The organism is Amycolatopsis decaplanina DSM 44594, from assembly GCF_000342005.1.
In the GTDB taxonomy this organism is placed as follows: domain Bacteria; phylum Actinomycetota; class Actinomycetes; order Mycobacteriales; family Pseudonocardiaceae; genus Amycolatopsis; species Amycolatopsis decaplanina.
In genome coordinates, this window is sequence record NZ_AOHO01000084.1 from 51,519 (window position 1) to 69,027 (window position 17,509).

General features: G+C 69.4%; 18 protein-coding genes. 13 read left to right on the forward strand and 5 right to left on the reverse strand.

Features of this window, described 5'->3' with window-relative positions; translation table 11 throughout:
* Nucleotides 1-7 precede the first annotated feature (7 nt).
* Nucleotides 8-1,486, reverse strand: a complete 1,479-nt coding sequence (locus H074_RS37885) for a bifunctional phosphatase PAP2/diacylglycerol kinase family protein (protein WP_039924549.1) — start codon at nt 1,484-1,486, stop codon at nt 8-10.
* A 147-nt stretch (nt 1,487-1,633) separates the two neighbouring features.
* Between H074_RS37885 and pafA the strand changes: the two genes are divergently transcribed.
* From pafA to H074_RS37905, 4 genes are all read left to right on the forward strand, one after another.
* Nucleotides 1,634-2,992: a Pup--protein ligase gene (pafA, locus tag H074_RS37890; protein ID WP_007035399.1), complete on the forward strand. Its 1,359-nt coding sequence runs from the start codon at nt 1,634-1,636 to the stop codon at nt 2,990-2,992.
* 80 nt (nt 2,993-3,072) lie between these two features.
* Nucleotides 3,073-4,113, forward strand: a complete 1,041-nt coding sequence (locus tag H074_RS37895; protein WP_007035400.1) for a WD40/YVTN/BNR-like repeat-containing protein — start codon at nt 3,073-3,075, stop codon at nt 4,111-4,113.
* Nucleotides 4,114-4,125: 12 nt separating this feature from the next.
* A complete protein-coding gene (locus tag H074_RS37900; protein ID WP_007035401.1) occupies nt 4,126-4,467 on the forward strand; it encodes an ArsR/SmtB family transcription factor in 342 nt (113 codons plus the stop codon).
* A 71-nt stretch (nt 4,468-4,538) separates the two neighbouring features.
* A complete protein-coding gene (locus tag H074_RS37905) occupies nt 4,539-5,402 on the forward strand; it encodes a TIGR03620 family F420-dependent LLM class oxidoreductase (RefSeq protein ID WP_007035402.1) in 864 nt (287 codons plus the stop codon).
* On the opposite strand, the gene H074_RS37910 is transcribed toward H074_RS37905, so the two are convergent.
* From H074_RS37910 to H074_RS37920, 3 genes are read right to left on the reverse strand one after another with little or no spacing between them, the layout of a single operon-like run.
* Nucleotides 5,399-6,097: an SDR family oxidoreductase gene (locus tag H074_RS37910; RefSeq protein WP_007035403.1), complete on the reverse strand. Its 699-nt coding sequence runs from the start codon at nt 6,095-6,097 to the stop codon at nt 5,399-5,401. The two genes, H074_RS37905 and H074_RS37910, sit on opposite strands and share 4 nt — an antisense overlap.
* A complete protein-coding gene (locus H074_RS37915) occupies nt 6,094-6,546 on the reverse strand; it encodes an SRPBCC family protein (protein ID WP_007035404.1) in 453 nt (150 codons plus the stop codon). The genes H074_RS37910 and H074_RS37915 overlap by 4 nt, the downstream gene beginning before the upstream one ends.
* A 37-nt stretch (nt 6,547-6,583) precedes the next feature.
* Nucleotides 6,584-7,522: an NADP-dependent oxidoreductase gene (locus H074_RS37920; RefSeq protein ID WP_039924540.1), complete on the reverse strand. Its 939-nt coding sequence runs from the start codon at nt 7,520-7,522 to the stop codon at nt 6,584-6,586.
* 102 nt (nt 7,523-7,624) lie between these two features.
* On the opposite strand from H074_RS37920, the gene H074_RS37925 reads away from it, so the two are divergent.
* The 7 genes from H074_RS37925 (at nt 7,625) to H074_RS37955 (ending at nt 12,573) form a co-directional block, all read left to right on the forward strand.
* The gene (locus H074_RS37925) at nt 7,625-8,056 is read left to right on the forward strand and encodes a winged helix-turn-helix transcriptional regulator (RefSeq protein WP_007035406.1); all 432 of its coding nucleotides are present in this window, start codon (nt 7,625-7,627) and stop codon (nt 8,054-8,056) included.
* A gap of 9 nt (nt 8,057-8,065) precedes the next feature.
* Entirely contained in the window at nt 8,066-9,046 is a 981-nt protein-coding gene (locus tag H074_RS37930) for a helix-turn-helix transcriptional regulator (RefSeq protein ID WP_007035407.1), read from the forward strand.
* Nucleotides 9,043-10,020 (forward strand): helix-turn-helix transcriptional regulator, encoded by a 978-nt coding sequence (locus tag H074_RS37935; protein WP_007035408.1) that lies wholly within the window; start codon nt 9,043-9,045, stop codon nt 10,018-10,020. Before H074_RS37930 ends, H074_RS37935 begins: the two co-directional genes overlap by 4 nt.
* Before the next feature lie 9 nt (nt 10,021-10,029).
* Nucleotides 10,030-10,239 carry a bacteriophage holin gene (locus H074_RS37940; protein ID WP_005150907.1) on the forward strand — a complete coding sequence of 70 codons (210 nt, stop codon included), beginning with the start codon at nt 10,030-10,032 and terminating at the stop codon, nt 10,237-10,239.
* 37 nt (nt 10,240-10,276) lie between these two features.
* Nucleotides 10,277-10,609 carry a Sec-independent protein translocase subunit TatA gene (gene tatA, locus H074_RS37945; protein WP_007035409.1) on the forward strand — a complete coding sequence of 111 codons (333 nt, stop codon included), beginning with the start codon at nt 10,277-10,279 and terminating at the stop codon, nt 10,607-10,609.
* 110 nt (nt 10,610-10,719) lie between these two features.
* Nucleotides 10,720-11,691: a twin-arginine translocase subunit TatC gene (gene tatC, locus H074_RS37950; RefSeq protein ID WP_007035410.1), complete on the forward strand. Its 972-nt coding sequence runs from the start codon at nt 10,720-10,722 to the stop codon at nt 11,689-11,691.
* 6 nt (nt 11,692-11,697) lie between these two features.
* Nucleotides 11,698-12,573: a diacylglycerol/lipid kinase family protein gene (locus H074_RS37955; protein WP_007035411.1), complete on the forward strand. Its 876-nt coding sequence runs from the start codon at nt 11,698-11,700 to the stop codon at nt 12,571-12,573.
* Here the strand turns inward: H074_RS37955 and H074_RS37960 are convergent.
* The gene (locus H074_RS37960; protein WP_007035412.1) at nt 12,557-13,144 is read right to left on the reverse strand and encodes a hypothetical protein; all 588 of its coding nucleotides are present in this window, start codon (nt 13,142-13,144) and stop codon (nt 12,557-12,559) included. The genes H074_RS37955 and H074_RS37960 overlap by 17 nt on opposite strands.
* A gap of 111 nt (nt 13,145-13,255) precedes the next feature.
* Between H074_RS37960 and H074_RS37965 the strand changes: the two genes are divergently transcribed.
* Entirely contained in the window at nt 13,256-16,033 is a 2,778-nt protein-coding gene (locus H074_RS37965) for a DEAD/DEAH box helicase (RefSeq protein ID WP_007035413.1), read from the forward strand.
* A 694-nt stretch (nt 16,034-16,727) separates the two neighbouring features.
* Complete coding sequence (locus tag H074_RS37970; RefSeq protein ID WP_007035414.1) at nt 16,728-17,504, forward strand: DUF4333 domain-containing protein; 777 nt, start codon at nt 16,728-16,730, stop codon at nt 17,502-17,504.
* Nucleotides 17,505-17,509: the final 5 nt, after the last annotated feature.

Here is a 17,509-nt window from a genome sequence, read left to right on the forward strand (position 1 = left end):
CCATGTCCTAGAGCCGGTAGATGGTGAGCGCGCTGGGCCGCGACCGGAAGCGGAAGTCGTTGCCGAGCGGGCCGACCTCGCCGTCCGTGGCGACGCGGCGGTTGCCGTTGAGCAGCCGGACGTGCAGCTCCGGGACGTCGAGTTCCTGGTAGACGTGGCTGGCGTTGAGGCTGTTCGTGATGGTGGCGAGGATGAACCGCGCCCGCGAATACGGCACGTCGGCCCGCAGGTAGCGGACGTCGAGAAGGCCGGTGTCGAGTGCCGGGCGGCGTGAGGGCGCGAACCCCTTCGGCGAGTAGGTGCCGTTGCCGACGAACAGCAGCCAGATGCTGGTGTGTTTGCCGTTGAGGGTCACTTCCAGCGGCTTCGCGCGTCGCAGGGTTCGGGCGAGCGCGATGGCCGCGGACGGCCACTTCGGGTGCCGCTTCTGCAGCTTTTCCCGGATCCGGACCATTTCCGGGTAGCCGCCGAGGCTGGCGGTGTTGACGAAGTAGCGGTGGTCGTCACCGTCGTTGATCTTGACCTCGCCGAGGTCGACCCCGACGGCGTTGCCCGCTTCGGTGGCGGCGTCCGCGTCGGGCATCGAGCGCATGCCGACGTCGCGGGCGAAGTGGTTGAGGGTGCCCGCCGGGATGAGCGCGAGCGGCAGGTCGTGATCGGCCGCGACGGCGGCCACCGCGGCGACCGTCCCGTCCCCGCCGGCGACACCGAGCGCGCGCACGGTGTTGTCGCGGGCGGCGATCTCGTCGCAGAGCTGATCGCGCAGGTCCCGTTTCGCGTCCGGGTAGAGGATGGTGGCCTTGGGCCAGGCGAAGCGGGCTTCCTCGGTCGGATCCTGGCCGTCGATCCCCGAATGCGGGTTGACCAGGACGAGCATGTCTTCGCCGTCGCGCATCTCGGGCGCTTCGGCGGTGTGCGCGGTGCGGCCGGGGACGTCATCGTTCAGCGGCCACCAGTGCCGCGTCAGCAGGCCGGCGCCGATGCCGATGCCGATCCCCACGCCGACGTCACTGGGCCAGTGGACGCCGGTGTGGACCCGGGAATAGGCGACGGCGGCGGCCAGCGGCACGAGTGCGGCGCCGGTCTTGGGCGATTCCATCGCGACGGCGGTGACGAAGGCGGCCGCCGACGCCGAGTGTCCGGACGGGAACGACGACGAGGTCGGCCGCCGGACGAGGCGCCGGTGCATCGGCACCTCTTCGGCCGCGGGGCGGCGTCGGGGGAACAGCGGCTTGCCGATCAGGTTCGCCGCCGCGCTCGCCCCGGCGATGGCGGCCACGCCACGGAGCGCGCCCCGGCGCGCCGGACCCTTCTTCGCCGCGAGCAGGACCGCGACACACCACCAAAGCTTGGATTTGTCCGCACTTTTCGAGAGTGACGTGATCACGTCGTCGGCCCTGGTCCTCGGCAAGGCCGCACTCCGTGCCATCAGCCGCCGATCGGTCCGCCCGACCTTGCGAAAAGGGCGCTTGAGCTGCTTTAACACGGGTTCCCCACTTCCGGCCCAGGACGTCATGCGCGTGATACCCGATCGGGATGTCCCGCACACCTTTCACCGAACGCAACGTACCGACCGCGTGTCGCCGCCCGAACGGCGCACCGTCAGCGGGTCCTCACCGCCTACTCTGGTGGGATGCAGCGGCGGATCTTTGGCATCGAGACCGAGTTCGGGGTCACGTGCACCTTTCACGGGCAACGCAGGCTCTCCCCGGACGAAGTGGCGCGTTACCTGTTTCGGCGTGTCGTGTCCTGGGGGCGTTCGTCGAACGTCTTCCTGTCGAACGGCTCGCGGCTCTACCTCGACGTGGGCTCCCACCCGGAGTACGCGACGGCCGAATGCGACGACCTCGTCCAGCTCGTCACGCACGACAAGGCGGGGGAGCGGATCCTCGAGGACCTGCTGGTCGACGCGGAGCGGCGGCTGGCGGACGAGGGCATCGGCGGCGACATCTTCCTGTTCAAGAACAACACCGACTCGGCGGGCAACTCCTACGGCTGCCACGAGAACTACCTGGTGACCCGCGCCGGGGAGTTCTCCCGGATCGCCGACGTGCTGCTGCCGTTCCTGGTGACCCGGCAGCTGATCTGCGGCGCGGGCAAGGTGCTGCAGACGCCGCGCGGCGCGGTGTACTGCCTTTCCCAGCGGGCGGAACACATCTGGGAAGGGGTCTCCAGCGCCACCACACGCTCGCGGCCGATCATCAACACCCGCGACGAGCCGCACGCCGACGCCGAACGCTACCGGCGCCTGCACGTGATCGTCGGTGACTCGAACATGGCCGAACCGACCACGATGCTCAAGGTCGGATCGGCGAACCTGGTGCTGGAGATGATCGAAGCGGGCGTCCAGTTCCGCGACTTCACCCTGGACAACCCCATAAGGGCCATCCGCGAGATCAGTCACGACCTCACCGGCCGCCGCCAGGTGCGGCTCGCCGGCGGTCGCGAGGCGTCCGCGCTGGACATCCAGCGCGAGTACCACGCCCGCGCCGTCCAGCACGTCAAGGAGACCGGTTCGTCGCCGCAGTCCGAGCGCGTCGTCGAACTGTGGGGACGGGCGCTGGAGGCGGTCGAGCAGCAGGACTTCAGCAAGATCGACACCGAGATCGACTGGGCGATCAAGCACCGGCTGGTCGAGCGTTACCGCAACAAGCACGACCTCGACCTGTCGAGCCCGCGGATCGCCCAGCTCGACCTGGCCTACCACGACATCCGGCGTGGCCGCGGCATCTTCGACCTGTTGCAGCGGAAGGGGCTCGTCCGGCGGGTCACCGACGACGGCGAGATCGAACTGGCCAAGGACACCCCGCCGCAGACCACGCGGGCGAAGCTGCGCGGTGACTTCATCGCCGCCGCGCAGGCCGCCGGGCGAGACTTCACCGTGGACTGGGTGCACCTCAAGCTGAACGACCAGGCGCAGCGGACCGTGCTGTGCAAGGACCCGTTCCGCTCGGTGGACGAACGCGTCGAAAGGCTCATCTCCTCGCTCTGAATTACTCCGTGAAGGCCATCTTGGAAGGCGCCGCGCCCTTTAAGGTGGCCTTCACGGATATTCAAGGGAGAGGTGCGCCGATGCGTGCGTTGCTGGTCCTGCTGGGAGCGGTCGTCCCGCTGGCGTTCACCGGCGTCGCGCAGGCCGCGCCGGAATGTCCCGAGCCCGCGTGGACCGAGACCCCGACGGGTACGGACGCGCAGCTGCGCGGCCTCTCCGCGGTGGATTCCCGCACGGCGTGGGTCAGTGGCAGCAAGGGCACCATCCTGCGCACCACCGATCGCGGCCGCACCTGGAAGCCCGTCGCTCCGGCGGGCACCGAGGCGCTCGACTTCCGTGACATCGAGGCCTTCGACGCCGATCACGCGGTCGCGCTGTCGATCGGGCCCGGCGACGCGTCCCGGATCTATCGCACGGACAACGGCGGCAAGAGCTGGCGACTGTCCTTCCAGAACAGCGACCCGGCCGCCTTCTACGACTGTGTCGCGTTCTTCGACCACCGGCGCGGCCTCGCGATGAGCGATCCGGTGGACGGCAAGTTCCGGTTGCAGTCCACTTCGGACGGCGGTCGCACGTGGAAGCCCGTGCCCGCCGAGGGCATGGTCCCCGCGCTCGACGGCGAGTTCGGGTTCGCCGCCAGCGGCCAGTGCCTCACCACGTCGGGTCCGCGTGACGCCTGGATCGCCACCGGCGGCGGGGCCCGCGCACGGGTCCTGCACTCCGGCGACGGCGGGACGACCTGGGAAGCCGCCGACACCCCGTTGCCCAGCGGCGCCTCCGCCGGGGTCTTCTCGGTGACGTTCCGGGACCCGCGGCACGGCGTGGCCATCGGCGGCGACTACGCGGCGCCGAACGCTCCCGGCCCGGCGGTCGCGCTCAGCGCGGACGAGGGACGCACCTGGCGGACGCCGTCCGAGGCCCCGGTCGGCTACCGCTCGGGCCTGGCGTGGCTGGGGAACACCGTGATCGCGGTCGGTCCCGGCGGGAGCGATCTGAGTCCGGACGGCGGACGGCATTGGAAGTCGTTCGACACCGGATCGCTGGACTCGGTCGACTGCGCTCGCGGCGCGTGCTGGGCGAGCGGGGCGAAGGGCCGGGCCGCGCGGCTCGGCACGGCTTAAACTCGAAGGACTATGACCGCACAAGCCGAACCAGTCCCGGAGATCACCGATCATCTGGTCGAGGTGTTGAAGGCGCTCGCCAACCCGATCCGGCTCCAGGTGCTCGGATGGCTGCGCGAGCCGGACCGGCATTTCCCGCCGGAGAAGGCGATCGCCGACCAGAACGAGGTCGGCGTCTGCGTCAGCCACCTCCAGGAGAAGCTGGGCCTCGCGCAATCCACCGTGTCGGCGTACATGGCGTTGCTGCAGCGCGCCGGGCTCGTCCAGTCCACCCGGGTGGGGAAGTGGACGCACTACCGCCGTGACGAACAGCGGATCGCGCAGCTCGTCGACCTGCTGGGACGCTCCATCTGAGCTCGGCCGGGAATAACATATCGAGAATCTGCGATACTTCGATATGTTGGACTCGACCTGAGGAGAGACAGATGGAACTGGGGCGTTTCGGGATCTGGACGTTCGACTTCGAGGATCAGCCCGCGAGCATGCTGCGGGATTCGGTGCGGGAACTGGAAGAACTCGGCTGGCCCGCGATCTGGATCCCGGAACGGGACGGGCGCGAAGCGCTGACCCACGCCGGGTTCCTGCTCGCGTCCACCGAGCGCATGGCCGTGGTCAACGGGATCGCGCGCATCGACTCCCGCGGGGCGCGGTGGACCCGCGGTGCGGCGCTCCTGCTCGCCGACGCGTATCCGGGCCGGCACGTCCTGGGGCTCGGCTTCGGTGGCGCCCGTCCCGGCGTCAAGCCGCTGGAGGCGATGAACGACTACCTCGACGAACTCGACGCGGTCACCAGCGCGAACCCGCTGCCCGCCGTGCCGGTCCGGCGGCTGCTGGCGGCGTACGGGCCGAAGATGCTCGGCCTGGCCCGCGACCGGTCCGAGGGCGCGCACACCTACCACGTGACGGTGTCGCACACCGCCCAGGCGAGGGAAGTGCTGGGGGAGAAGGCCTTCCTCGGCGTCGAGCACGCCGTGCTGTTCGAAACCGATCCGGGCAAGGCGCGCGAGATCGCCCGTGAGCATCTGCACGGCTACCTGACGTCGAAGTACAACGTCGCCAAGTTCCTCCGTCTCGGCTACACCGAAGCCGACATCGACGGCGGCCGCGGCAGTGACCGGCTCGTCGACGATCTCGTGTTCTGGGGTGACCTCGACACCGTCACCGCGAAACTGCGCGGCCACCTCGACGCGGGCGCCGACCACGTCGGGATCCAGGTCATCGGTGTCGAGCCGGGCGAGTCGGCCATGCCGCACTGGCGGCGGCTGGCCGAGTCGCTGCTGCCGCGCTAGCGGACCTGGCCGGTCGGGCGGACCACGATCTCGTTGACGTCGACCGAGGGCGGCTGCTCCAGCGCGTAGAGCACCGCCCTCGCGATGTCGTCGGGTTCCAGCTTCGGCTTGGACTTGGAGTCCTCGGGGATCATCGAGGTGTCGACCAGGCCCGGCTGCACGACGGTGACCCGGACGCCGGTGCCGACGGCCTCCTCGCGAATGGACCCGGCGAGCCCGGTCACGGCCCATTTCGTCGCCGAGTAGAGGTTCCCGGGCCGGTGGTAGCGCCCGGCGACCGAACCGGTGAGCACGAGGTGTCCCTTCGATTCCGCGAGCGACGGCAGGGTCGCCCGCGCGGTGAGCGCGGTGCCGTAGACGTTCGTCAGCACCATGTCCCGCCACTGTTCGGGGTCCGCGCCGCCGTCGCCGAAGAACGAGACCACGACGCTCTGCCCCGCGTTGGCGAACACCGCGTCCAGCCGTCCGAAGGTGTTCTTGACCGTCTCGACGGCCGTGGACAGTGACTTCCAGTCGGTGACGTCCACCGCGAGCGCGAGGGCGCGATCCTCGCCGAACTCGGCGACGAGCGGGAGTAGTGCCTCGCTGTCGCGAGAGAGCAACGCCAGCCGGAACCCGGCCGCCGCGGCCCGGCGTGCGGTGGCCTCGCCGAGACCGCGGGAGGCGCCGGTGATCAGCAGTACTCGATCGTTCATTCCTCCAAACTAGGCGGCGTGTAGGTGTCCCATTCGGGCACCGGTTCGCCGACGAGGGCGGCACCCAGCCGGTCGAGGTAGAAGTGCCAGCCCTTGAGGATGTCCGAGGTGTCCGAATCGGACTTGGGCAGCAGGTGCACGAAGTCGAGCACCGTGCCGTCTCCCTGCGGGGTCAAGGTCAGCTCCACCCGCCATGCGGGCTGGTCGGTCACGCCCAGATCCACCACCAGCCGCTTCGGTGGATCACATTCCCGGATGATGGCGGGCCCCGGTTCGGAACCTTCCTCCGCGGTCATCGACAGCATGATCGTGTTGCCGGCCCCGGCCTCGCCCGTCCACGTGCCGATCCAACGCGCCATGCGGTCGGATTCGGTGAGCGCCGACCAGACGTCTTCGATCGGGTCCGGGTACTCGCGCCGGAGTTCGAGCCGGGTCACGTCGTTGTCCATAATGCGAAGATAACCGAGGGCTTAATTAAGCGTCAACTTATTCGTTCGTCAGTACCAGCCGTCCGCGGCGTCCGCCCGTGGCGAGACGCTCGTGTGCTTTCACCGCCTCTGCCAAGGGCAGGGTGTCCGCGACCCGGAGGGCGAGCACACCGTTGTCGGCCAGAGTCGCCAGTCCGGCGAGCGCGGCACCGTCGGCGCGGATCCAGACGTGCTCGACCTTGATGCCGCGCAAGGGGATCGGGGCGGCTCCGGCCGCGAACACGACGAACCGGCCACGGTTCGCCACGGCGTCCAAGGCTTCGAGTCCGAGCAATGCCGTGTCGAGCGCCGCGTCGACACCGCCGGGGATCATCGCCCGCACGCGATCGGCCAGGAAATCGCCACGGGGCACGAAAACCTCCGCGCCGAATCCTCGGACCAGTGTCTCGTCGGCCGTGGCGGCGACCGCGACCACGCGGAAACCGCGTGTCTTGGCCAAGGTGACCGCGTAGCCGCCGACCGCCCCCGCCGCGCCGGTCACCAGGACCGTCGCGCCAGAGGGGAGGTCGAGAAGATCGAGCGCCTGAACCGCGGTGAGACCGTTCAGCGGCAAGGTCGCGGCTTCCACGAGGGACACCGTCCGCGGGGCGGCGGCGACCGCGTCCGCGTCGAGCACGACGAAATCGGCGTACGTGCCGAGCGCAGCCGACGGCCGGTCCCGCAGGCCGATCACCACGTCGCCCGGGGCGAACCCCGTGACACCGTCGCCCACGGCGTCGACCGTCCCGGCCACGTCCCAGCCGATCCCGAGCAGCTCGCGCGGCGGGACGATCCCCGCCTCGGTCAGGAAACCCGACCTGGTCCCGGCGTCGACCGGGTTGACCCCGGCCGCGGCCACCTTCACCCGCACTTGCCCGGTTCCCGGTTCGGGTACCGGGATCTCGGCGATTTCCAGGACTTCCGGACCGCCGAACCGGCGGACCACCACAGCGCGCATCGTTCTCCTCCAGGCATCGTTCCAGGCGAACGTATGGGGAGTTACTCTCCTTCGGGAAGTACGCACCTGGAGGTGCCCAACCCACGCGGAGGTACGCGCATCGTGGTCACGCGCACGGCACAGGAACGGCGAGACGAGGAAAAGCGGGCCTACGACGCCTACCTCGCGGCCTGTCCCGCCCGGAAACTGCTCGACGAGGTCTCGGGCAAATGGGTCAGTCTCGTCCTCGTCGCCCTCGGCGACGGGCCCCAGCGCTACAGCGACCTCTCCCGCCGGATCGCCGGCGTCAGCCAGAAGATGCTCACGCAGACCCTGCGGACCCTGGAGCGGGACGGCCTGCTGACCCGCACCGTCACCGCTTGCGTGCCGGTCCGCGTGGACTACGAACTGACCGAGCTCGGCCGGAGTCTCCGGCAGTTGCTGGCCGGGATCAAGGACTGGGCCGAGACCCGGTTCGACGAGGTCGAGACCGCCAGGGAGCGTTACGACGCGCGATCGGCGGCTCTCACCATCGGGTCGGACGGCGCGGGCTAGGGTAGCCGGGTGTCCACCGCACGCGCCGAACGTCTGGTCAACCTGGTTCTGGCCCTCCTGTCCACCCGGCAGTACCTCACCGCCGAGCGGATCCGGGGCATCGTGCCCGGGTACGCCGACGCGGCCAGCGACGAGGCGTACTTCCGCATGTTCGAGCGCGACAAGACCGAACTGCGCGAACTCGGCATCCCGCTGGAGACCGGCCGCAACTCCGCGTTCGACGCGATCGACGGCTACCGCATCGCGCGCCGCGACTACGAACTCGGCGAAATCGACCTCGAGCCCGACGAGGCGACCGCGGTCGGGCTCGCCGTCCGGCTCTGGGATTCCCCGGAACTGACCGGGGAAGCGCAAGGCGCGCTGGTGAAACTCCGCGCCGCCGGGGTCGAGGTCGACGACCACGCGCCGACCGTCGTCGAACCCCGCGTCCGCGCCGAACCGGCGTTCGGCCCGCTGCTCGCCGCCGTCCAAGCCAGGCAGGCGGTGCGCTTCGAATACCGCCGCAGTGGTTCGGCCGAGCGCAAGATCCGCACCCTCGAACCGTGGGGCGTGGTGTCCTGGCGGGGCCGCTGGTACGTCGTCGGGCACGACAGGGACCGTGGCGCGCCCCGGTGCTTCCGCCTCTCGCGCGTGACAGGGAAGGTCGACGCCTTCGGGAAAACCGGCGTCGTCGAACGCCCGGAAGGTGTCAATCTGCTGCGGATGGTCTCCGCCAGCAGTAGCGAGGACCCGTCCGCGCCGACCACCGCCAGCGTGTGGGTCGCCGACGGCCGCGCCGCCGGGATCCGCCGCCGCGGCCGTGTGGTCGGCCGCAGCGACGCCGGGGGAGAAGAAGGCGACCTCGTGGAGATCGAGCTGTACTACCCCGAATCGGCGGCGGACTGGCTCACCGCGCACGGCCCGGACGTCCTCGTCCTCGAGCCCGAGGTCCTCGCGAAGTCGGTCTTCAGCCGCCTCGAAGCCATCGCGCACGCCGGCGGTGCCCGATGAGCGCCACCGGACGGATGCCGCGCCTGCTCGCGCTCGTGCCGTATCTCCTCGCCCGGCCCGGTATCAAGATCACCGACGCCGCTCACGACTTCGACGTCACGCCCAAACAGCTGCGCAAGGACCTCGAGCTGCTGTGGATGTGCGGGCTGCCCGGCTACGGACCCGGCGATCTGATCGACCTCTCCTTCGAGGGCGACACGATCGTCGTCACGCACGACGCCGGCATGAACCGTCCGCTGCGGCTCACCGGCGGCGAGGCGACGGCCATGCTCGTCGCGCTGCGTGCCTTGGCCGAGACGCCCGGAGTGGTCGACGCCGACGCGGTCCGTCGTGCCATCGCGAAGATCGAAGCCGCCGCGGGCCAGGCGCAGCCCTCGGGGATCGTCGTCGGCGGGGGAGTGCGGGAGGGCAAGAAGACCGCCGGTACTCGCGAAGCCGTCCGGGCTGCTCTCACCGCGAAACGTGCGTTGCGGATCCGGTACTACACCGCGTCGAAGGACGAGATCACCGAACGCACCGTCGACCCCATGCGGCTGCTCATCGTCCAGGCGGTCGGGTACCTCGAAGCGTGGTGCCGCCGCGCCGAGGGCGTCCGGCTGTTCCGGCTCGACCGCATCGACGAGCTCACCGTGCTCGACGAACCCGCCGTCCCTCCCGCGCACGCCCAGCCGACTGACATTTCCGATGGTGTTTTCCGCCCGCGTCCCGATCAGCAGGAAGCCGTTCTCGTCCTCGACCCCGACGCACGCTGGGTAGCCGAGTACTACCCCTGCGAGGAGCTGGACGAGCTCGACGGCGGGCGGCTGCGCATCCGGATGCGCTACGCCGACGAGTCGTGGATGGTCCGGCTGATCCTCGGTCTTGGCGGAGACGCGCAGGTCGAAAGCCCGGCCGCGCTCGGAGAGGCTGTTCGTCGACGAGCGGCCGACGCGCTGGCCCGGGCTTGTCACCTAACGTCAACCTACGAGCAGTAGGGTGACGCCGTGTCGTACCTGCCGAGCATCGCGCTCGCCGTCGCCGGGCTGATCCTGCTCTTCGTTTTGCTAATCAAATTACGCAGAGTCTTGCGCGTGCTCACCCATACGATGAGCATGGTGGCTACGAACACCCGAAAACGGACAGGGCTTCTTCGTGCCCGGTCGGCCGCGCTCCGCGTGGCGATCGCGCAACGACGTGGGCTCGAAGACCGGTAACATCACACACAGAGATTCGAGAAGGAGGCCGCAAACGATGAACGCGCTGCAGCCGTGGCACATCATCATCCTGGTGCTCGTCGTTGTTCTGCTGTTCGGCGCCAAGAGGCTTCCGGACGCCGCGCGGTCCATCGGCAAGTCCATGAAGATCTTCAAGGCCGAGACCAAGGACATGGCCGGGGACAAGGACAAGGCCGCCGAGACCGAAGAGGTCGAGACCAAGCAGCTGCCGCAGGCCACCACGCCCGCGCCCGCCGCGACCGCGCAGGACAAGCAGGTCGCCGACCTCCAGCGTCAGCTCGACGAGCTCAAGAAGCAGCAGGCCGCCACGCCCGCTCCGGCCGAGCAGGCGCAGAAGAACGCCAGCTGAGCGGTCTTTTGGCAAGCAGCTTCTAGCCAGCCCAGCGGAGCCTGTTCGCGGATGAGCGCGCCGAAGTCCCGGCGCGCTCATGGTGGACCCTGACGAGAACGGAATGTTCAGTGGCGGATTCCGCCTCCGGTGAGGAGCGCCGCGGGTCGAAGCGGCGCAAGCGCAGCCGTCGGAGCAACCCCGACGGCACGATGACGCTCATCGAGCACATCTACGAGTTCCGGCGCCGGCTGGGCTTCGCGCTGCTCGCCATCCTGGCGGGCGGGATCATCGGCTTCATCTGGTTCCAGACCAGGGTGGGCCCGATCCCGTCGCTCGGCCAGATCATGACCGGTCCGTATTGCGGCATCCCGTACCAGCGCAGGCTCGGCGGAAGGATCGACGGCCCCTGCCAACTGCTCCAGACGGTGCCGTTCGAAGCCTTCATGATCCAGCTGAAGGTCGGTCTCGCAGCGGGCGCTGTGCTGCTGGCGCCGTTGTGGCTGTACCAGATCTGGGCGTTCATCGCACCCGGCCTCTACTCGAAGGAGCGCAAGTACGCGCTCACCTTCGTCTTCTTCGCATCGATCCTCTTCGCCTTCGGCGCGGTGCTCGCGTACCTCCTGATCCCGCACGCTCTCGAACTGCTGATGAACTTCGGTGGCGACCAGTTCATCACCGCCCTCACCGGTGACAAGTACATCTCGTTCATCCTGTCGCTGCTGCTGATCTTCGGCGTCAGCTTCGAACTCCCGTTGTTCGTGGTGATGCTGAACCGTGTCGGCGTCCTCAAGTACCAGGCGCTGAAGAAGTGGCGCCGCGGCCTGATCATGGTCGTGTTCGTCTTCGCCGCCTTCGCGACGCCCGGTTCGGACCCGTTCTCGATGCTCGCCCTGGCGGGCGCCCTGATCGTGCTGTTGGAACTGTCGATCCAGATCGCGCGCTTCCACGACCGCAAGCTCGACAAGGACCGTGGCACCGAGGGCTGGGACCAGCTCGCAGACGACGAGGCCGCGCCATTCGACTACACGCCGAGCACCATCGACGACGAACCCTCGGCCACCGCCGGTGGCAAGCGGACCAGCACCGACGACGTCACCTGATCCGGGATGCACGCGGCACTGGCCGTCCACCCCGCCTCCGGTAACGGTGCCGCGGGACGGCTGATGGAGTCGGTCGCGGCGCGGCTGCGGCCCGTCGTGGACCGGCTCGACGTCCTCGTCGCCGGCACGGTCGAGGAGTCCCGCGCGCTGATGACCGATTCGCGCGCGGCCGGGCTGGACGTCCTCGTCGTCCTCGGTGGCGACGGCGCGGCGCACCAGGGCGTTCAGTTCTGCGCCGAATCCGGCGTCGCGCTCGGGCTCGTCCCCGCGGGCACCGGCAACGACTTCGCCAGGGCACTCGGGACCCCCGAGAACCCGCACGCGGCCGTCGATCTCGTCGCGAGGCGGATCGCGGAGGGGAAACGGCGGAGGGTGGATCTCGGCCGGGCCGGTGGCGAATGGTTCGCCACCGTGCTGTGCTCCGGCTTCGATGCCCTCGTCACCGAACGCGCCAACCGGCTGACCTGGCCACGCGGCCCGCGCCGCTACGACGTCGCGATCCTGGCGGAACTCGCCGCGTTCCGGCCCCGGCCGGTCGTGCTCCGCACCGACGTCGAAACGCTCGAACTCGACGCCACCATGATCGCCGTCGGCAACACTCCGTACTACGGCGGCGGCATGCTGATCTGCCCCGGCGCGGACCCGGAGGACGGCCGGTTCGACGTCACCGTCGTGGGCGACGCGACCCGGCGCGATCTGCTCCGCATGCTGCCCGGTGTCCGCTCCGGGCAGCACGTCGCGCATCCGGCGGTGCGGACCCTCAAAGCCAGCCAGATCCACCTGGCGGGAAGCACCCTGCCGGTCTACGCCGACGGCGAACCGCTGGGCGGACTGCCGATCGACGTCAGCTGCGTCCCCGGCGCGCTCACCGTCGTCGGGTGAGCCCGGCGTAGTCACCCGCGCGCCACACCTGCCCGCGGAACGTCGCGGCCGACATCAGGTCACCGCGCGGGAAGAACACCCCGCCGCAGCGGTGACAGAACCACGCCTGCCGCCAGAACGCCAGCGCGTCGGGAATGCCGCGCCGGATCCGCGCGTTGCGCCGCAGCCGGAGGACGAACAGCACGGCGAACAGCGCTACCAGCGCGAAGGCGCCGAACGGGAAGATCCAGGCTCCGATGGCTTGTCCGATGCGGCCGCCCTCGGTCGGGGCGGGGTTCTCGGCGAGCACGTCGGTGGCGAAGGCGACGAACACGAACGCGGGGATCAGCATGATCAGCGCGAGCGCCAGGAAGCAGCCGCCGCCGCGCACCACCGGGTACGGGTTGAGCGAGGCCGCGGTCGCGGTCACCGACACGCCGGTGTGTGTCGTCGCGGTGTAGACCACCCCGTCACCGGCAGGGACGGCCGCCATGCCCCCTTGCACCCGGTAGGTCGTCTGCCCGCTCTGGAACACCGCCGGCACACTCTGCACCTGGTCGACCCGCGCGCAGTGCGGGCAAGCGATCTCCATGGCGTCCCCTCTCGATCACGATCCGCCCCTTTGATGACAGAGGTGTGCCGGTCGTTCCCGAGATCGTCACACCGAGTGCGAACTGTCGGTGGGGTATGGAACCCTGACGAAGTGGTCAATAGCCCTTCTCAGACCCCGGCCGAGGCCTACGCAGCCTCCCAGCGCCGCGCTCGGTACCCCCAGCTGACCCGCTTCGCGGCGGAGTCGTCGTTCGAGTTCGACGACTTCCAGGTCCGCGGCTGCGAGGCGCTCGAAGACGGTCACGGCGTGCTCGTCTGCGCGCCCACCGGCGCCGGGAAGACCGTGGTCGGCGAGTTCGCGGTGCACCTCGCCCTCGCCGAGGGCCGCAAATGCTTCTACACGACACCCATCAAGGCGTTGTCGAACCAGAAGTACGCCGATCTCGTCGGCCGCTACGGCACCGACGCCGTCGGCCTGCTGACCGGAGACACCTCGATCAACGGCAACGCGCAGGTCGTGGTCATGACCACCGAGGTCCTGCGCAACATGCTCTACGCCGGGTCCTCGACCATCGGCGAACTCGCGTACGTGGTGATGGACGAGGTCCACTACCTCGCCGACCGGTTCCGCGGCGCCGTCTGGGAAGAGGTCATCCTCCACCTGCCCGAACATGTCCGCGTCGTCGGCCTGTCGGCCACGGTGAGCAACGCGGAGGAGTTCGGCGAATGGCTCGTCGAGGTCCGCGGCGACACGACCGTCGTCGTCGACGAGCACCGGCCTGTGCCGCTGTGGCAGCACATGCTGGTCGGTAACCGGCTGATGGACCTGTTCGCCGGTCAGGAGGAACACGCGCCCGGCACCGAACTGCGGATCAACCCCAGCCTGCTGCGGCGCACCGAGGAGGTCGGCCGCGGTTTCGCCCCGGCCGGGGCACGCGGGCAGAGGGGGCGGCGAGGGGTGCCGTCGCGGATGCCGAGGTTCCGGCCTCCGTCCCGCACCGACACGGTCGAGCGCCTGGACAACGCCGGTCTGCTTCCCGCCATCGTGTTCATCTTCTCCCGCGCCGGCTGCGACGCCGCCGTCGGTCAGTGCGTCCGGTCCGGCCTCCGGCTCAACGGCCCCGACGAGGTCGAAAAGGTCCGTCGCATCGTCGCCGAGCGCACCAAGGACCTACCGGAAGGCGATCTCGGCGTCCTCGGCTACTGGGAGTGGCGTGAGGCGCTCGAACGCGGCATCGCCGGGCACCACGCCGGGCTGCTCCCGGCGTTCAAGGAGACCGTCGAGGAACTGTTCGTCCAAGGCCTGGTGAAGGTCGTCTTCGCCACCGAGACACTCGCGCTCGGCATCAACATGCCCGCGCGCACCGTGGTCCTGGAACGGCTGGTGAAGTACAACGGCGAGGCGCACGTCGACCTGACGCCGGGGGAGTACACGCAGCTCACGGGGCGGGCGGGGCGACGTGGGATCGACGTCGAAGGCCACGCGGTCGTCGCCTGGCAGCCGGGGATCGACCCGAAGCAGGTCGGCGGTCTGGCCTCGACGAGGACGTATCCGCTGCGGTCGTCCTTCCGGCCCGGCTACAACATGGCGGTGAACCTGGTCGCCCAAGTCGGCGCCGAGGCGGCCCGTGACCTGCTGGAACAGTCGTTCGCGCAGTTCCAGGCCGACCGGTCGGTGGTCGGGACGGCGCGGCGGATCGAGCGGAACAAGGAGGCCCTGCGGGGCTACACGTCGGCCATCACCGGCGATTTCGACGAGATGCTGGAGTACGTCGAGCTGCGGGCGAAGATCTCCGCCCGGGAGAAGGCGCTCTCGCGGCAGAACACTTCCGCCCGCCGGGCGGGGACGGCCGAGTCGCTGGAGAAGCTCCGCAAGGGCGATGTCATCGCCGTGCCCGCGGGACGGCGCGCGGGGCTCGCGGTCGTCGTCGACCCGGGGCTCGACCCGATCCGCGAACCGCGGCCCGTCGTGGTCACCGAGGACCGCTGGTCCGGGCCGCTCTCGGTCTCCGACTTCCCGTCGCCGGTGGAGGCGCTGGGGAACATCAAGCTGCCGAAGCATATCGAGCTGCGCTCGCCCAAGACCCGCCGTGACATCGCCTCGAGCCTTCGCAACGCGGGGATCTCCTTGCCCGGCAGGCAAAGGCGCCGTGCGGGGGCCAATGAGGACGGTGAGCTGGCCGCGCTGCGGCGGGCGTTGCGCGCGCATCCGTGCCACGGTCTGGCCGAACGTGAGGCGAACCTGCGCTGGGTCGAGCGATACCAGCGGCTCACGGCCGAGACCGGGCAACTGGAACGCAAGGTCGCCGCGACCACGCATTCGCTCGCACGCGCCTTCGACCGCATCCTGCGGCTGCTCGGTGAGCGCGGGTACCTCGGCCCGGAGTCGAACGGCGACGGCGAGAACCGCGTCACCGAACACGGCAAGCGGCTCACCCGCCTCTACAGCGAGTCCGATCTGCTCGCCGCCGAGTGCATCCGGCACGACGTCTGGAAGGGCCTGGCTCCCGCCGAACTCGCGGCCGTCGTCTCGACGCTGGTCTTCGAGGCACGACGGGACACCGCGGGAGAGCCTCGCCTGCCCGCGGGCAAGGTGCTCGACGCCTGGCAGGCGACCACGCGCCTGTGGATGGAGCTCACCGAGGACGAGCGACGACACAAACTGGACCGCACCCGTGAGCCCGACGCCGGTTTCGCCTGGCCCGTCTACCGGTGGGCGCGCGGGGAATCGCTGGAGAAGGTCCTCACCGCCGCCGAAGCGAACGGGCAGGAGTTGTCAGCCGGTGACTTCGTGCGGTGGTCGCGGCAGGTCATCGATCTGCTGGACCAGATCCGCGACGTTCTCGGGAAGGCGGATCCGGTCGGGGCGGCGGCCTCGGACGCGGTGAAGGCGCTGCGACGCGGAGTCGTGGCGGCCGGCGGCGCGTGACCGGCCTCTTGAGTGGCGAGGACGGTTATTGAGGGGTAAGGCAATCGTGGCGTGTCCTGGTGGAGGGAGTCGTGACCGGCTGAATCGATGCCTCACGTGCCCCGCCGGTCACCCCGGTCGCAAAAGCCGCGCTGTCAGGCGGGGACGACGCAGGTCGAGGTCACTGTCGTGAGTGGCGATTCGTGTTCTGGCGAACCGGTATTTGCTTCCCAGTGGATCCGGCCCGTCCTGGTGTCGCGGTGTGTCGGCCGCAGGGTTTGGGTGGCACAGCCATGATCAACGGAAGATGGGGGACGTTGAGTGTCCCGTATCTTCCGTTGATCATGGTCCGGGACGGGGCCACCTCGCGTCGATGAAGGAATCGGGACATTGAGTGTCCTAATTCCTTCACCAACGGTCCCGATACCCGCTGGGATCTTCGCCCTCGTGCAGGTCAACAGGAGATAGGCCAATACCAGTCGGTTCTGACCCGAATCGTCACTCACGATCACCTGAACCGACTGCGCACCCCCGCCACCGCCAACGCTGCCTTACCACTCGTTGGAAACGTCCTCACCACTCACGAGGTGGTTTGGGGCGAGTTGACCCGACACCACGTGGGAACAGTGCGCAGGGGCGCCGACCTGTGGTTGGATCGCCCACGACGGCCATGCAGGTCGGCCGGTGACGATGGCGGAACAGGCGGAGGCGAACGATGAGCACGCCGTATGGCGGCAACGACCCGCAGCAGCAGCCCCAGTGGGGGCAGCAGCCGGGCTACGGGCAACAGCCGGGCGGCGCTCAACCGCCGAGCGGCCCGCAGCAGCAACCGCAGTGGGGCCAGCAGCCGCAGTACGACCCGTCGCAGACCCAGCAGCAACAGCCCCAGTGGGGTCAGCAGCCCGCGCCCTACGACCCGTCGTCTCAGCAGCAGCCCGGATATCCGCAGCAGGACCCCTCCCAGACGCAGCAACAGCAGCCTCAGTGGGGTCAGCAGCCGCAGTACGGCCAGCAGCCGGGCTATCCGCAGAGCGGCCCGCAGCAGCAGCCCGGCTACCCGCAGAGCGGCCCGCAGCAGCAGCCGCAGTACGGGCAGCAGCCCGGTCAGTACGACTACGGCCAGAGCCAGGTCCCGGGCACCCAGGGCGAGTCGCAGGACAAGCCCAAGTCCAAGAAGGGCCTGTTCATCGGGATCGGCGCGCTCGTGGTGATCATCGCCGCGGTCGGCATCCTCGGATTCGTCACGCCGGGCTGGTTCAACACCCAGGTCTTCAACAACACCCAGATGCAGACCGACGTGCAGAAGCTGCTCACCGAGACCTACGGGATCAAGGAGATCAGCGCGGTCACCTGCCCCTCCGGCCAGGAGGTCAAGGACGGGGTGAAGTTCACCTGCACCGCCACGATCGAGGGCAAGCCGCAGGAGGTGCCGATCACCGTGAAGGGTGACACCGGCAACTACGAGGTCTCGCCGCCCGCCGTCACCAAGTAAACGGC

Excerpts from the sequence above, each read along its gene's own strand:
- pafA (WP_007035399.1), top strand. The coding sequence starts at position 1,634 with ATGCAGCGGCGGATCTTTGGCATCGAGACCGAGTTCGGGGTCACGTGC.
- H074_RS37895 (WP_007035400.1), top strand. The coding sequence starts at position 3,073 with ATGCGTGCGTTGCTGGTCCTGCTGGGAGCGGTCGTCCCGCTGGCGTTC.
- H074_RS37900 (WP_007035401.1), top strand. The coding sequence starts at position 4,126 with ATGACCGCACAAGCCGAACCAGTCCCGGAGATCACCGATCATCTGGTC.
- H074_RS37905 (WP_007035402.1), top strand. The coding sequence starts at position 4,539 with ATGGAACTGGGGCGTTTCGGGATCTGGACGTTCGACTTCGAGGATCAG.
- H074_RS37910 (WP_007035403.1), bottom strand. The coding sequence starts at position 6,097 with ATGAACGATCGAGTACTGCTGATCACCGGCGCCTCCCGCGGTCTCGGC.
- H074_RS37915 (WP_007035404.1), bottom strand. The coding sequence starts at position 6,546 with ATGGACAACGACGTGACCCGGCTCGAACTCCGGCGCGAGTACCCGGAC.
- H074_RS37920 (WP_039924540.1), bottom strand. The coding sequence starts at position 7,522 with ATGCGCGCTGTGGTGGTCCGCCGGTTCGGCGGTCCGGAAGTCCTGGAA.
- H074_RS37935 (WP_007035408.1), top strand. The coding sequence starts at position 9,043 with ATGAGCGCCACCGGACGGATGCCGCGCCTGCTCGCGCTCGTGCCGTAT.
- tatA (WP_007035409.1), top strand. The coding sequence starts at position 10,277 with ATGAACGCGCTGCAGCCGTGGCACATCATCATCCTGGTGCTCGTCGTT.
- H074_RS37955 (WP_007035411.1), top strand. The coding sequence starts at position 11,698 with ATGCACGCGGCACTGGCCGTCCACCCCGCCTCCGGTAACGGTGCCGCG.
- H074_RS37960 (WP_007035412.1), bottom strand. The coding sequence starts at position 13,144 with ATGGAGATCGCTTGCCCGCACTGCGCGCGGGTCGACCAGGTGCAGAGT.
- H074_RS37970 (WP_007035414.1), top strand. The coding sequence starts at position 16,728 with ATGAGCACGCCGTATGGCGGCAACGACCCGCAGCAGCAGCCCCAGTGG.